This is a genomic window from Streptomyces sp. NPDC050704 (assembly GCF_040654355.1).
Taxonomy (GTDB): domain Bacteria; phylum Actinomycetota; class Actinomycetes; order Streptomycetales; family Streptomycetaceae; genus Streptomyces.
Map to the genome: position 1 here is coordinate 1 of NZ_JBFAHW010000105.1, position 14,099 is coordinate 14,099.

The 14,099-nt window shown below is 70.9% G+C and carries 10 protein-coding genes; 7 read left to right on the forward strand and 3 right to left on the reverse strand.

The features are described from left to right. The first annotated feature begins 626 nt into the window (after nt 1-626). Together AB0I18_RS40160 and AB0I18_RS40165 are read left to right on the forward strand one after the other, a co-directional pair. Nucleotides 627-2,684, forward strand: a complete 2,058-nt coding sequence (locus AB0I18_RS40160) for a discoidin domain-containing protein (RefSeq protein ID WP_363110686.1) — start codon at nt 627-629, stop codon at nt 2,682-2,684. Between the two features lie 102 nt (nt 2,685-2,786). Then, nucleotides 2,787-3,407, forward strand: coding sequence for a TetR/AcrR family transcriptional regulator (locus AB0I18_RS40165; RefSeq protein ID WP_363110687.1), 621 nt, complete (start codon nt 2,787-2,789; stop codon nt 3,405-3,407). Nucleotides 3,408-3,468: 61 nt separating this feature from the next. Here the strand turns inward: AB0I18_RS40165 and AB0I18_RS40170 are convergent, their stop codons facing one another. From AB0I18_RS40170 to AB0I18_RS40180, 3 genes are all read right to left on the reverse strand, one after another. Next, nucleotides 3,469-3,669 carry a hypothetical protein gene (locus AB0I18_RS40170; protein ID WP_363110688.1) on the reverse strand — a complete coding sequence of 67 codons (201 nt, stop codon included), beginning with the start codon at nt 3,667-3,669 and terminating at the stop codon, nt 3,469-3,471. A gap of 210 nt (nt 3,670-3,879) precedes the next feature. After that, nucleotides 3,880-4,290 carry an STAS domain-containing protein gene (locus AB0I18_RS40175; RefSeq protein WP_363110689.1) on the reverse strand — a complete coding sequence of 137 codons (411 nt, stop codon included), beginning with the start codon at nt 4,288-4,290 and terminating at the stop codon, nt 3,880-3,882. 131 nt (nt 4,291-4,421) lie between these two features. Next, complete coding sequence (locus AB0I18_RS40180; RefSeq protein WP_363110690.1) at nt 4,422-5,186, reverse strand: SIS domain-containing protein; 765 nt, start codon at nt 5,184-5,186, stop codon at nt 4,422-4,424. A 308-nt stretch (nt 5,187-5,494) separates the two neighbouring features. Here AB0I18_RS40180 and AB0I18_RS40185 point away from each other — a divergent pair, with 308 nt between their 5' ends. The 5 genes from AB0I18_RS40185 (at nt 5,495) to AB0I18_RS40205 (ending at nt 14,099) form a co-directional block, all read left to right on the forward strand. Further along, nucleotides 5,495-6,379, forward strand: coding sequence for a MurR/RpiR family transcriptional regulator (locus tag AB0I18_RS40185; RefSeq protein WP_363110713.1), 885 nt, complete (start codon nt 5,495-5,497; stop codon nt 6,377-6,379). An 82-nt stretch (nt 6,380-6,461) separates the two neighbouring features. Then, nucleotides 6,462-7,424: an LLM class F420-dependent oxidoreductase gene (locus AB0I18_RS40190; RefSeq protein ID WP_363110691.1), complete on the forward strand. Its 963-nt coding sequence runs from the start codon at nt 6,462-6,464 to the stop codon at nt 7,422-7,424. A gap of 124 nt (nt 7,425-7,548) precedes the next feature. Continuing rightward, a complete protein-coding gene (locus tag AB0I18_RS40195) occupies nt 7,549-11,838 on the forward strand; it encodes an NEW3 domain-containing protein (protein ID WP_363110692.1) in 4,290 nt (1,429 codons plus the stop codon). Further along, entirely contained in the window at nt 11,835-12,575 is a 741-nt protein-coding gene (locus AB0I18_RS40200) for a peptidyl-prolyl cis-trans isomerase (RefSeq protein WP_363110693.1), read from the forward strand. The genes AB0I18_RS40195 and AB0I18_RS40200 overlap by 4 nt, the downstream gene beginning before the upstream one ends. A gap of 150 nt (nt 12,576-12,725) precedes the next feature. After that, nucleotides 12,726-14,099, forward strand: coding sequence for an extracellular solute-binding protein (locus AB0I18_RS40205; protein ID WP_363110694.1), 1,374 nt, complete (start codon nt 12,726-12,728; stop codon nt 14,097-14,099).

A 14,099-nucleotide genomic window follows, 5' to 3' on the forward strand; every position in this document is an offset into this window, starting at 1 on the left:
ATGGACGAGTCCGCCGGCCCGCGTGGCACGTCCATCGGCACCAGGGCACGAAGGCGATTGGCTTACATCTCTGAGCAACACTGGGGATCACTAAGCCATTCAGAGACGCTCCGCGGACGCCTGTAGCGATCCTTCACGTACGCGACCGCCACAGGCCGAACCGACGCACGCGCCGCACCCGACGCACGACGCACCGACACCCGACGCACCGACACCAGCGGTTACGGAGCGCCCGGCCCGCCGGACGTCGAGTGCGGCGCGCGCGTCGGGCGTCGGGCGTCGGGCGTCGGGCGTCGGGTGCGGCGCGTGCGTCGGGCGTCGGCACAGAATCTTCGGCCGTCGAGCCGACCGGCCGGAACCCTCCCGCCGTCACGCCACACCCGCCCACCAGGCGATACCCCGGCCCCGACGTGTGCGCCCCCGGCCCCCACCCAACCGCCCGCCCGTCAGGTCAACCGTCCCGGACCCTTGACTCTGTTCGCGGCAGTCGGGATTCTCATCCCATTGTTTGTGCGAGTCATGACAACAATTCACGGGATCGTCATGCCCCTGACAATCTGACTCATCGACTGCACCGCACTGCGCCGCACCACGCCGTCCGCCGACCGAAGACGTGAGTGATGACCATGACTCGACACCCGCACCGCAGGCGTACGCGCATCACGATCCTGTCGGTGCTCCTCGCCCTGATGGCCCTGACGCTCGGACCCACCTCCAGTTCCGCGGCCGAGACGGACTGGTGGAATCCGACCGCGCGGCCCGCCCCGGACTCCCAGATCAACGTCACGGGCGAGCCGTTCAAGGGAACGAACTCCCAGGGGGAGGTGCGGGGCTTCGTCGACGCGCACAACCACCTGATGTCCAACGAGGCCTTCGGCGGCCGGCTCATCTGCGGCAAGACGTTCTCCGAAGCGGGGATCGCCGACGCGCTGAAGGACTGCCCCGAGCACTATCCCGACGGCTCGCTCGCGATCTTCGACCTCATCATCAACGGCGGTGACGGCAAGCACGACCCCGACGGCTGGCCCACGTTCAAGGACTGGCCCGCCTATGACTCGCTGACCCACCAGCAGAACTACTACGCCTGGATCGAACGGGCCTGGCGCGGCGGCCAGCGGGTGCTCGTCAACGACCTCGTCACCAACGGCGTGATCTGCTCGGTCTACTTCTTCAAGGACCGCGGCTGCGACGAGATGGACTCCATCCGGCTGCAGGCGAAGCTGACGTACGACATGCAGGCCTACATCGACAGGATGTACGGCGGTGCGGGCAAGGGCTGGTTCCGGATCGTCACCGACAGCGCGCAGGCCCGCTCGGTCGTCCAGCAGGGCAAACTGGCCGTCGTGCTGGGGGTCGAGACCTCCGAGCCGTTCGGCTGCAAGCAGATCCTGGACGTCGCGCAGTGCAGCAAGGCCGACATCGACCGCGGTCTGGACGAGCTGCACAAGCTCGGCGTACGCAGCATGTTCCTGTGCCACAAGTTCGACAACGCGCTGTGCGGGGTCCGCTTCGACGAGCACGGCCTCGGTACGGCGATCAACGTCGGCCAGTTCCTGTCGACCGGCACCTTCTGGCAGACGGAGAAGTGCACCGGCCCACAGGCCGACAACCCCATCGGGGATGCCGCGGCGCCCGCCGCGGAGGCGAAACTGCCCGAGGACGTGGAGGTCCCGTCGTACTCCGCGGACGCGCAGTGCAACACCCGCGGTCTCACCGAGCTCGGCGAGTACGCCACGCGCGGCCTGGTCAAACGCAACATGATGATCGAGATCGACCACATGAGCGTCAAGGCCACCGGCCAGGTCTTCGACATCCTCGAGTCCCAGTCGTACCCCGGCGTGCTCTCCTCGCACAGCTGGATGGACCTGAACTGGACCGAGCGGGTCTACCGTCTCGGCGGCTTCGTCGCCCAGTACATGCACGGCTCGGAGGAGTTCAGCGCGGAGGCGAAGCGCACCGACGCGCTGCGCGAGAAGTACGACGTCGGTTACGGCTTCGGCACCGACATGAACGGCCTCGGCGGCTGGCCGGCGCCCCGCGGCGCGGACACCTCGAACCCCGTGCGGTACCCCTTCCGCAGCGCCGACGGCGGCGCCGTCATCGACAGGCAGACCACCGGCAAGCGCACCTGGGACCTCAACACCGACGGCGCCTCGCACTACGGCCTCGTACCGGACTGGGTCGAGGACATACGGCTCGTCGGCGGCCAGGGGGTCGTGAACGACCTCATGCGGGGCGCCGAGTCCTATCTCGACACCTGGGGAGCGTCCGAGAGCCACCAGGCCGGGGTCAACCGCGCCGCGGGCTCCGCCGTCTCGGCCAGGTCCTCGGAGTCGAACCCGTTCACGAGTTACGCGCCCGCCAGGGCCGTGGACGGCGACGCGGGCACCCGCTGGGCGAGCGACTGGAGCGACGACCAGTGGCTCCGGCTCGACCTCGGGTCCACGAGCACCGTCAAGCGCGTCACCCTCGACTGGGAGCGCGCCTACGCGAAGGCGTACCGCGTCGAGGTCTCCACCGACGGTACGAACTGGCAGCGGGTATGGTCCACCACCACCGGTGACGGCGGCCTGGACACGGCTCAGTTCGCGGGCGTGCCGGCCCGCTATGTACGCGTCCAAGGGGTGCAGCGCGGCACTGAGTGGGGCTACTCGCTCCAGGAAGTCGGCGTCTACGGCAGCTGACGGCACCCGCGAGGCGGCGAGGGGCCGACCGGATCAGCTGAACCGATCCGGCCGGCCCCTCGCCGCTTTCCCCGGCGAGAAACGAGAGCAAAGGGAATCCCCATGGCACGGATGCCGTCGGCCGAGCGGCGCCGGCAGCTGACCGAAGCGGCCATCCGCGCGATGACCCGTGACGGCGTCGCCAAGACGACGACGCGGTCCATCGCCGCCGAGGCAGGCGTGTCACTGAGCGTCTTCCACTACTGCTTCGACTCCAAGCAGGCCCTGGTCGAGTCCGTCATCACGACGATCACCGACCACTACGTCACGGTGGTGAAGGACGCGATCCGGCCCAGGCCCACCCTCCGGGAGACCGTCCGGGCCGGCTTCCAGGCGTACTGGGACCATGTGTCCGCCCATCCCGGCGAGCACCTGCTCACGTATGAACTGACGCAGTACGCCCTGCACCAGCCGGGGTTCGAGCATCTGGCGCGGCGGCAGTACGAGCTGTACTCGGAGACCTACGGCGAACTCATCGACCAGCTCCGGCACAGCATGGACTTCGAACTCCGGGTCCCCGTCCCCGTACTGGCCCGCTATCTGGCCGCCATGACCGACGGGCTGACGCTGAACTTCCTCGTTCTCGGCGACGACGCGGTCTGGGCGGACGTTCTCGACACGATCGTCGACCACGTCGCCGGCCTCGTACGCGACGAGGACGAGGCCCGACCCGACGTTCGATGAGCGCGAGGGCGAAGGGCTCGGTGGCCTTCGCGGCGGCTGCCTCGGTGTCCGCCGCCTGCCGTCAACGAGTCCGGGGCGCTCCACGCCTGCGCTGCGCGGGCGGCGGGGGAGGCGGCGAGAAGCTCTCGTCCTCGTCCAGCGGCGGCAGCTCGATGGTGTAGTGCGGCTGGACGAACAGATCATGGTGCTGCGGTGCCGGCGGCGTGTCCGCGGAGCTGTCCGCGGGACGAGCCGGGTCGAGATGAGAAGAGAAAGCAGTCATGCACAACCATCCTGGGTTGAGGGCCGCGCGGATCCGAAACGGAGCTCTGGACCGGTGATGATCGGTCTCTGTTTCCGTGCGTGCGCCAGTCCATTAGATCCTATTGGCGGCTGTGGGACGTTAACACGTGATGTGAGGAGCGATACGGGTCGGCCCGATCTCCGCGCCGACCCGTCGGCCGGGCGCCGGCGGAGCCCCGTGGCCCACGCCTCAAACCCGCGAGGGCACCGCACGCCTCGGTGTCGGGGCGGGCAGGGCGGCCAGTGGCGGGTTCCCGTTCCCGGCCGGGGCCAGGGCATCGCGAAGATCGCGGTGGAACGGAATGGCCTTGTGGAGCCCGGTCACGCTGAACACCTTGCAGACCAGCGGTGCGGATCCCACGGCCCGCAGCTCCACGCCTCGGGGTTCGAGCCGCCGACGCGTTTCCACCAGTACCGAGAGCGCCGTGGCCGTGACGAAGCGGGAGCCTGTGAGATCGGCGATCAGCGCGCCGTGCGGAGGGACGTGGTCGGCGATGACGCGGTTCAGTCCGGCGCGGACCGCCGCCGCGTTGGCGATGTCCACCACCTCGGGGAACTCGACGACGCAGTGGGTGCGGAAGGTGCGGGTGGGAAGCAGCATGGTGAGCCTCCGCGAAATACTGTTCAGGACTCGGGTAGGCCGCTTCTTGACCTGTTGTGATTTCACCACAACGTCCTTCAATGGGGCAGCACTTCAACGGGATACACCCCATGTGGGTGACACCCCCAGCGTCAGCTGGCCGTGCGGCGGATGCGGCCCGCGTAGCGCTCCTCCAGTTCCAGGTTGCCCTCGAACCCGCCGGGCACGTTGGCCGAGACATAGACCGGCGGCCGTCGGTCGGCGGTGAGCATGAGCGAGGCGGTTTCGGCGACGGTCATCTGGACGAGCATCACCCCGGTCAGGGTGGACAGCGCGCAGACGGCACCACCGCCGGGGAGTTCGAGGAGCGCGTCACCTCTCGGCGCCGCGTTGTCCAGGACAACATCCGCGATGTCCGCGAGCTTCTTGCCGCTGGGATGGGAGGCGGGGACGGCTCGGGTGTGGGCCAGCGAGGTGATGGCCAGGACCCGGTGACCGTGCGCCCGGGCGTGCAGCGCCATCTCCACGATCACGTTGTTGACGCCGGAGTTGGAGATGATCACGAACAGGTCCTCGGGCCGCGGCGAGGCGAGGCCGTAGATCCGCTCGGCGACACCGGGCTTGCGCTCCAGGAGCGGATCGTCGAGAACGCTCGGATCGTCGCCGCCGTACAGGACCACATCGGCGATGCTCAGTCGGTTGGTGGGCACCAGTCCCCCGGCGCGGCCGGCGATTTCGAGGACGAGGGCCTGGGAGTGCCCGGTGCCGAACGCCTGGATGACGCCGCCCGTGCTCACACAGTGGGCCATCAGCTCGGCGGCCCGCCGCACCTCGCCCCGGGCGGATTCGGTGACGCGGTTCAGGACGTCCAGGCCCTCGCGCGCAAACCCGTTGGCGTTCACAGAGTCGACGGACACGCGGTACTCCCCACCGGTGGATGAAACCACCATCCTTTGCAAGATTACTTGAATGAATAAACCATAGGTCGTGAGCGGCGGGCAACGCCCGCACCCGTCGGCGCCCGGCCGCTGTCCCGCCCTCACCCGACCTGACCGGCGCATCGCGCGGACCGGTCCTGAGATTCAATCCGTGAGATGATCGGTGGCTGCTACATTCGCGGGAGAGCGAGCCGGCGGAGTCGGCGGCGCTGCAGACACACACCAGGCACACATCAGGCACCGAGGAGATCGGGTACCCCATGGAACGGACCGGCGCCGGCACCGGAATGCCCCCGACGGACGTCACCACACGGATCCGCACCGAGCTGCCCCGGCTGGCCGGCTCCCTCCGGAAGGTGGGCGAGCTGATCCTCGCGGATCCCGCGGCCGTCACCCACTCCTCCGCCGCCGAACTGGGGCGCCGCACCGGAACATCGCAGGCCACGGTGACCCGGTTCTGCCGTGCCGTCGGCCTCGACTCGTACCAGCACCTGCTGATCGAGCTGGCCCAGGAACGCGGTCGCGGTGAGGTGTCCGACTGGGGCAGCGCGGAGATCGGTCCCGACATCTCCCCCGACGACGACCTCGAACGCGTCGTGGCCGTCGTCGGCAGCGCGGACCTTCGAGCGGTCCAGCAGACCATCGACCGGATCGACCTCGACGCCCTGGAGCGCGCGGCCCAGGCCGTCGCCCGCGCGCGGCGCATCGACGTCTACGGAGTCGGCGGCAGTGGCGCGGTGGCCCTGGAGACCGAGGTGCGGCTCTTCCGCATCGGTTGCTCGGTCCGTGGCTGGAACGAGGTGCACGCGGCAGCCACTTCCGCGGCGCTCCTCACCCCGGCGGACGTCGCCATCGGCATCTCGCACTCCGGGGCGACCCGCGAGACCATCGAGCCCTTCGAGCTCGCCAAGGAGCGCGGCGCCACCACCGTGGCGATCACGGCGGACCCCAAGTCGCCGCTCGCGCGGGCCGCGGACCTCCGGCTCATCTCGTCCTCGTCGGAGACGAGTTTCCGCACCGAGAGCATCGGCGCCCGGCACTCCGTACTGGTGCTCATCGACTGCCTCTACGTGCGGGTCGCGCAGCTGTCGTACACACGGGCGAGCGCCTCGCTGGCCCTGACCGACCACATCGCCGGCCAGCACTCGGTGAAGTCGCGCCGTACGCGCTGAAGCCCAGCCGTCCGTAGGCAGTCGCCGTCCGCCGCCCAAGGGCCTCTGTGGGCTGCGGACGGCAGCAACTACGGTGAGATTCATGGATATCAGCGTGGTGGCCGCGGCACGTGAGGACGACAGCCCGGTCGACGAGCCGCTGCGGATCGCCGCGGTCGCCGACCGGCTCGGGTACCGCGAGGTGTGGGCCGGTGAGGGCCCGACGTGGGACGCGTTCGTCCTCGCGACCGCGATCGGGCTCGCCACCGAACAGGTCGCCCTGACGGCCGGGCCCGTGGCCGTCTCCGTGCGCGATCCGCTGACGATCGCCAGGGGCGCCGCGTCGGCCGCCGCCGTCATCGGCCGCCCGGTCGGGGTGGCCCTGGGGACCTCAAGCAAGCGGGTGGTCGAAGGCGTGCACGGCCGTCCCCGCACCCGGCCCGCGGCCGCGCTGGCAGAGAGCGCCGAGACGGTACGCGAGCTCATGCACGGCGAACCGGGCGAGCCGATCGTGCCCGGCAGCACCTTCCGTCGGCGTCATCGGCCACCCCGGGGGCCGCTCACCGTGGCGGCGTTCGGAGACCGCGCGATCGCCACGGCCGCCGACCATGCCGATCGCATGCTGCTCGACGTCGTCTCCCCGGAGCAGGTCCGCGCGCTGCGCGCCAAGTTGACCGCGGCCGCGGAGCGGTCGGGCCGGACGCCGCCGCGGCTGGCCGCCTGGCTGCCCGCGGCCGTCGACCCGGAGCCGGAGTCGCTCACCCAGATTCTGCGGAGCCTCGTCGGCTATCTGACGGTGCCGGGATACAGCGACGTGTTCGCCGTGGCCGGTTTCGGCGAGGCGGTGGAGCTGGCCCGGTCCGGCGCCACCGCGGACACCCTGCTCGCCGCGCTCCCGCCGGAGGCCGCGAGCACGGTCGCGCTGGTGGGCGACGCCGCGACCGTCCGCGCCCGCATCGACGCCTACGCGGCGGCGGGCCTGGACGAGATCGCCGTGGTCCCCGCCACCGCCGCCGACCCGGCCGGCGAGCGAACGCTGACGGCACTGGCAGACCGGGCGCACTGATCACGATTCGAGCCGCGCACACCTGCTCTGCATAGATGAACCACCGAAATAACATGCAGATGGTTGTTTGAACCAACCGGCAAGTGCCACGATGGGGCCCCGCCGATTCCCTCGTAGGAGCCCCATGCGCGTCACCTCAGCCGAGTCGACCGAGCTCTTCGTCGGCACCCGTGAGCGTCCGTCGCAGGTGCTGGTGGCCGAGATCAGTCACGTTCCCGGCCGCACGGTCCACCTCACCGCCACGGGCCCGGGCATTCACAGTGACGGGGAGACACACGCGAGCGTCGCCGACGACGGAACCGTACGCGCCGAGATACCCATGAGCGGCGGCCTCGCCCCGGGCGACCGGTGCCAGGTCACGATCACCGCGCGGGACGCCGAAGACCCGGCCCGGTCCGCCGAGCTGACCTGCGACTTCGTCGCCGCCGAACCGGGCTGGACCATGTTCATGGTCAGCCACTTCCACTACGACCCCGTCTGGTGGAACACCCAGGCCGCGTACACCGAGACCTGGGACGTCGCCGACGACCCGGCGACCTCCGGTCTGCCCGCGCGCACCTTCGACTCACGCGGCCAGTCCGGGATGAGTCTCGTCCGGGCCCACTGCGACCTGGCGCGCCGCGACCCGGCGTACACCTTCGTGCTCGCGGAGGTCGACTACCTCAAGCCCTACTGGGACGCCTTCCCGGAGGAGCGCGGCTTCCTGCGGGAGCTGCTGCGCACCGGCCGCGTCGAGATCATGGGCGGCACCTACAACGAACCCAACACCAACCTCACCGGCGCCGAGGCCACCATCCGCAACGCCCTGTACGGGGACGGCTTCCAGCGCGGTGTCATGGGGGCGTCCCCCGAGACGGCCTGGCAGCTGGACGCCTTCGGGCACGACCCGCAGTTCCCCGGTCTGATGGCGGACGCGGGGCTGTCCTCCAGCTCGTGGGCGCGCGGTCCCTTCCACCAGTGGGGGCCGACCCTCTCCGTCTTCGGTGAGGAGCCCCGGGATCCGCAGCGCATGCAGTTCCCCGCGGAGTTCTCGTGGATCGCCCCCTCGGGGCGCGGGCTGCTGACCGCGTACATGGTCAACCACTACGGCGCGGGCTGGGCCATCGACAACGCGCCGACGCTGCCCGAGGCGGAGGCGGCCGCGTTCAAGCTGTTCAAGGGGCTCAAGCAGGTGGCGCTCACCCGCAACGTGCTGCTCCCGGTGGGCGGCGACTACGCGCCGCCGTGCCGCTGGGTCATGGCCATCCACCGTGACTGGAACGAGCGGTACGTCTGGCCGCGCTTCGTCAGTGCCGTTCCGCGCGACTTCTTCGCCGCCGTGCGGGCCGAGCTGGACGCCGAAGGGCGCAAGGCCTCGCCGCAGACCCGGGACATGAACCCGGTCTACACGGGCAAGGACGTCTCGTACATCGACACCAAGCAGGCGCAGCGGTACGGCGAGACGCTGCTCGCCGACGCCGAGGCCTGGGCGACGCTCGCCTCGCTCGTCGCGGGGCACGCCTATCCGGACGCGGCCCTCGACAAGGCGTGGCGGCAACTGATCTACGGCGCCCACCACGACGCCATCACAGGTTCCGAGTCCGATCAGGTCTACATCGACCTGATGACCGGCTGGCGCGAACTGGCGGACCTGGCCGAGACCGTGCACGCCGACGCGACCGAGGCCCTGGCCCGGCAGGTGACCCCGCTGCCCGGCGGCGGCCCGGACCTGGTCGTCTTCAACTCCGCCACCTGGGAGCGGCGGGACGTGCTGACCGTCGACGACCCCGGGTTCGTCCCGCTCGACGACACCGGGCTGCCGCTGCCCGCCGTACGGGAGGACGGCGAGCTGCGTGTGGTCGTCCCGCAGGTGCCCGGCATGGGGCTGAAGGCGCTCCCGCTCGCGCGAGGCACCGTCTCCGAGTGGGCGCCGGGCGACGGCACCACGATCCGCAACGAGTTCTACGAGGTGACCGTCGACCCGGAGCGCGGCGGCGGAGTCAGCCGGCTGCGCACACTCGCGAACGGTGAGCGGGATCTGCTGCGGGCCGGCGACATCGGCAACGAGCTCGTCGTGCAGGAGGAGTATCCGAGGCACCCCCGGTTCGGTGAAGGGCCCTGGCATCTCACCCCGACCGGCACCACCGCGGCCCGCAGCCGGGACGTGCCCGCCGAGGTCCTGATCGAGCACTCCGCGGCCGGCTCCCGGATCACCGTCACCGCCGATCTCGGGCTGTTCCGGTACACCCAGCGGCTGTGCCTGTGGACCGGGGTGGCGCGGCTGGACGTGTCCACCACCATCGACGGCTACGACGGCGCGGACCGGCTGATCCGGGTCCGCTGGCCCTCCGACGTGCGGGGCGGGCTGCCGGTGCACGAGGTGGCCGATGCCGTCATCGGGCGCGGGTTCGGGTTCGTGGAGGTGGACAGCGAGCGGTTCCCCTGGACGCTGGACAACCCGGCCAACACCTGGTTCGGCCTCGGGTCCACGGCCCGCGCCGAGATCCGGGACGAGGCGGGCACGCTCCTCGGCCACCGGTCGATCGGTGTCGCCGAACTCGTCTACGGCTCCTGGGACGAGGCCGGCGAACTCGGCACGCCGCTCGCGGCCGCCCTGGTCCGCGCGGGCGTCACCGCGACCTCGACGATCGCCGACGGCCCCCGGTACGGGGACCTGGAGGTCGACTCCAACCTGCCCGACATCCGCATCGCCGTCGGCGCGCCCGACCGCAACGCGGTCGTCGCCGAGGCCCTCGGCTGGGACCCGGCCGCCGGACGCGAACTGCGCCGGCAGCTGACCGAGCGGGGCGTGGCGGCCGTCTGGGTCGCGCCGCGCGCGAGCCTGCGCGAGGAATGGGTGCCCGGAGCCGACCTCCGCGACCTCGAACGGCTGCCGCTGCTCGTGGTGGCGGGCGCCCGCCCGGAGGACGACGCCAAGGCGGTCGACGCGCTGGTGTCCGACCTCGATGACGCGGTCATCGAGGCGACCGCGGCGGGCGGCGGCGAGGCGCTGCCGCCGGGCGACGCGTGGGACGGCCGCAGCTTCGCCGTTCTCAACCGCGGCACGCCCGGCTGCGTGGTCACCTCCTCGGGCGACCTCTACATGTCGCTGATGCGCTCGTGCACCGGCTGGCCCTCGGGCATCTGGGTCGACCCGCCCCGCCGCACCGCCCCCGACGGCTCGGCCTTCCAGCTCCAGCGCTGGTCCCACACCTTCGAGTACGCCGTGGTGGGCGGCCAGGGCGACTGGCGCGAGCTGGGGCTGCCGCGGACCGGCCACGCCTACAACCATCCCCTCACCGCGCGGCTGCGCGACGGCGGCGCGTCCGTGCCGGGCCCGGTCCTGCCAAGGCAGGCGACCCTGCTGGGCCTTGAGCCGGCGGGCGAGGTGCTGCTCGACGCGCTCAAGCCGGCCGGCTCCCCGCTGGCCCGCGGCGGCGTCGCTCCGGCGGACCCGGGACGCGGTGTCGTCGTACGCATGCACGAGGTGTCGGGCCGACCGGTCCTGGCCCGGGTGCGCGGACCGCGGGCGTGGACGGCCGGCGCCCGCGCCGACGTCCTGGAGACCCCGGGGGCGCCACTGGCCCCGCAGGACGACGGCGTGCTCGACGTCGGCCTGACCGGATTCGAGGTCGCGACGGTGCTGGCGACTCCCGAGGACCTACCCGTGGCCACCGCGACCGGCCCCGGCATCGCCGCGCACGAGCCCGCGCAGCCCGTCCACACCCGGTACTGGCTGCACAACTCCGGCCCCGCCCCGCGCGGCAACATGCCCGTGGCGGTGTACCTCTCACCGGCCGCGCTCACCGTGCGGTCCGGACGCCCCGTGACCGCGACGGTCCGCGTCAGCTCGGAGCTCGCCGACGCTCCGGTGTCCGGCTCCGTGACCGTACGGGTTCCGCCGGGCTGGTCCGCGGCGCCCGCCGAACTGCCGTACGCCCTCGGCCCGGGCGGCTTCACCCTCGCCGAGGTCACCGTCACACCCGCCCCCGACGCGGCACCCGGCCGGCACTGGCTCGCCGCGCGGCTGTCGTACGGCGGGCAGACGTACGAGGATGCCGTGGCCCTCGACGTGCCGGGCACCGTCCCCGAGGGCGAGCCCGACGGACGCACGGGCCCAACTCTCGTATCCCAGCTGGGAGTCGAGCGGATCAGTGTCCGCGCGGGCGAGCGGAGCCGGGTTCCGGTGACCGTGCACAACACCACTCGCGGTCCTGTCAGTGGCACGCTGTGGGCCGTGTCGTCGTGGGGCACCTGGCCGGGGGTGGACCCGGGCTGCCAGGGCTTCACCGTGGCCGCCGGGGAGCGGCTGGAGTGCGCGATCGAGGTGGACGGCGGTGCGGTGCCGCCGGGCGCGTACTGGCTGCTGGTGAAGACCGCCTGGCACGGCAGCGTCGCCTACACGGAGGCCGTACCCCTGGAGGTGCTGCCATGAGCGACCGGGGACACGCGCACACCCATCCGCCCGACGGCCCTGCGCACGTCCACCCGCGCCCGCCCGACGGGGCCGCCGCGTTCGTGCACGGCGACACCCTCGACTCGGCACGTGTGGACGCGTTCCTGGAGGTCGTACCGCCACGTGATCGCGAGACCCGTCCCGACTCCCTGGCCCGCGCCGAGCGGCAGCGGCGGCGCTGGGCGACCCAGGTGGTCGTGGCGGACGAGCTGGCCCGGCGGGCCTGCGCCGAGCGAGGGCTGAAGCCTCCCGAAGAGGTCCGGCCGTCCCAGGTGCTCGACGTGGCCGAGGAGGATGTCGCCGACCTGGGCAGCATCGTCGCCGCGGTCCTCGCCCACTCCCCCGCCGCACGCGTGCTCCTGACCGAGCTGGAGGGTGAGGAGCACGTGCCCGAGGAGGCGGTCCGGGACTACTACGACCGCAACCCGGACCGCTTCCTGACCCGGGACGCCCTGCGGAGGGGCGTCGATCCATTCGGCGGGCCCGTCGGTGAACCCTTCGGTGATCCCTCCGATGAGCTCTTCGGCCTGGCCGAATCCTCGGACTTCCTGCCGTACGACGAGGTACGCGAGGGCATCGCCCACACGTTGCGCCAGGCGGCGGGCCGGCGCGCCTTCTTCGCCTGGCTCGACCGGGCCCGCGCCGGAGTGGTGTACGCGGACGGGCACGAGCACCCCGGCGATCCCTCCCACCCGGACCACGAGCACCGGCACTGATTCACGCCGTCACCGCACTGATCGCGGCCGGAACCTAAAAGCAACACGGCACCCCATTGACCTCCGATGAATTCTGGTCCACATTTTCATCAATCGGAGTCGAAGTTGGTGAATTGAACCAGCATCAGACCGGGTCTCAGGAGGGCAGCGATGCGCGCAAGAAGACTGACCGGATCCATGGCCTGTCTCGTCGTACTGACGTTGACGGCGGCGGGCTGCGGCCTCTCCGGCGGCTCCGACGACGGCGGCGAGGCGACGGCCGGCGGCTGCAAGGTCGACAAGGCGAACGTCGGATCCGGCAAGCTCACCGGTGACGTCAAGGGCAAGATCACGTTCCAGACCACGAACTTGAAGAAGGACTTCGGGGACTACTTCAACCCCGTCATCAAGGCCTTCGAGAAGGAGCACCCGGGCACCAGCGTCAAGTGGATCGACGACCCGGGCGACGCCACGTTCACCCAGCGACTGGTCGCCGACGCGCAGGGCTGCACGCTGCCGGACGTGGTGAACATCAACGTCAACACGGCGATCGCGCTCACCAAGAACGGCTACCTGCTGAACCTCGACGACAAGGCGCCGGACGCCGGCAAGCCGTTCAGCCCGGCGATGTGGGACTCCAGCTCCTACGCCGACGCCGACGGCAAGAAGGTCCACAGCGTGCTGCCCTGGTACTCCGGCGGCATCGTGCAGACCTTCAACACCGAGCTGATGAAGAAGGCGGGCCTGGACCCGGCCGAGCCCGCGACGACGATGTTCGACCTGTTCGCCGACGCCGAGAAGATAGCCAAGGCCTCGGACGGCGACTACTACGCCTTCCTCGCCAACCCCTCGCTGCGCATCCCCGCCGACTGGCAGCAGATGGGCGTCAAGGTGCTGTCCGCCGACGGCAAGTCCTTCACCTTCGCCGACGACCCGAAGACGGCCCAGTGGGTCGACTGGATGAAGAGGCTGTACAAGGCCGGGGCCATGCCGAGGGACTCGCTCTCCTCCAACCAGGACCCGTCCACGGTCTACGGCCAGGGCAAGCTGGTGTACGGCCAGACGAACCCCAACTACCTGCGCTTCATCGAGGAGAACAACCCGACCGTCTACAAGAAGACCGGCGTCGCCCGCTACCCGCTGGACGACCTCGGCCACACCGTGGGCGCCCCGCAGTACATCGGTACCGCGTCCACCAGCAAGAACGCGGTGACGGCCCTGGCCTTCGCGCAGTTCCTCACCAACGCGAAGAACCAGCTGGAGTGGGCGAAGGACCCGAACGTCGTGATCTTCCCGTCCACGACCGAGTCGCTGAACGACCCCTTCTTCCAGTCGGTCAAGGGCGACGACCCCTTCGCCGAGGCCCGCAAGATCGTCGCCGGCGACCGCAAGACCGCCACGGCCGACGAAATCGCCCTGACCCCGGGCGAGTTGAACGCCATCACGGCCCAGGTGCAGCTCGCGATGCAGGGCAAGAAGAGCGCCCAGGACGCCCTGGACGAGGCCCAGTCCAAGGCCAACGAGCTGATCAAGCAGGCGAGCTGA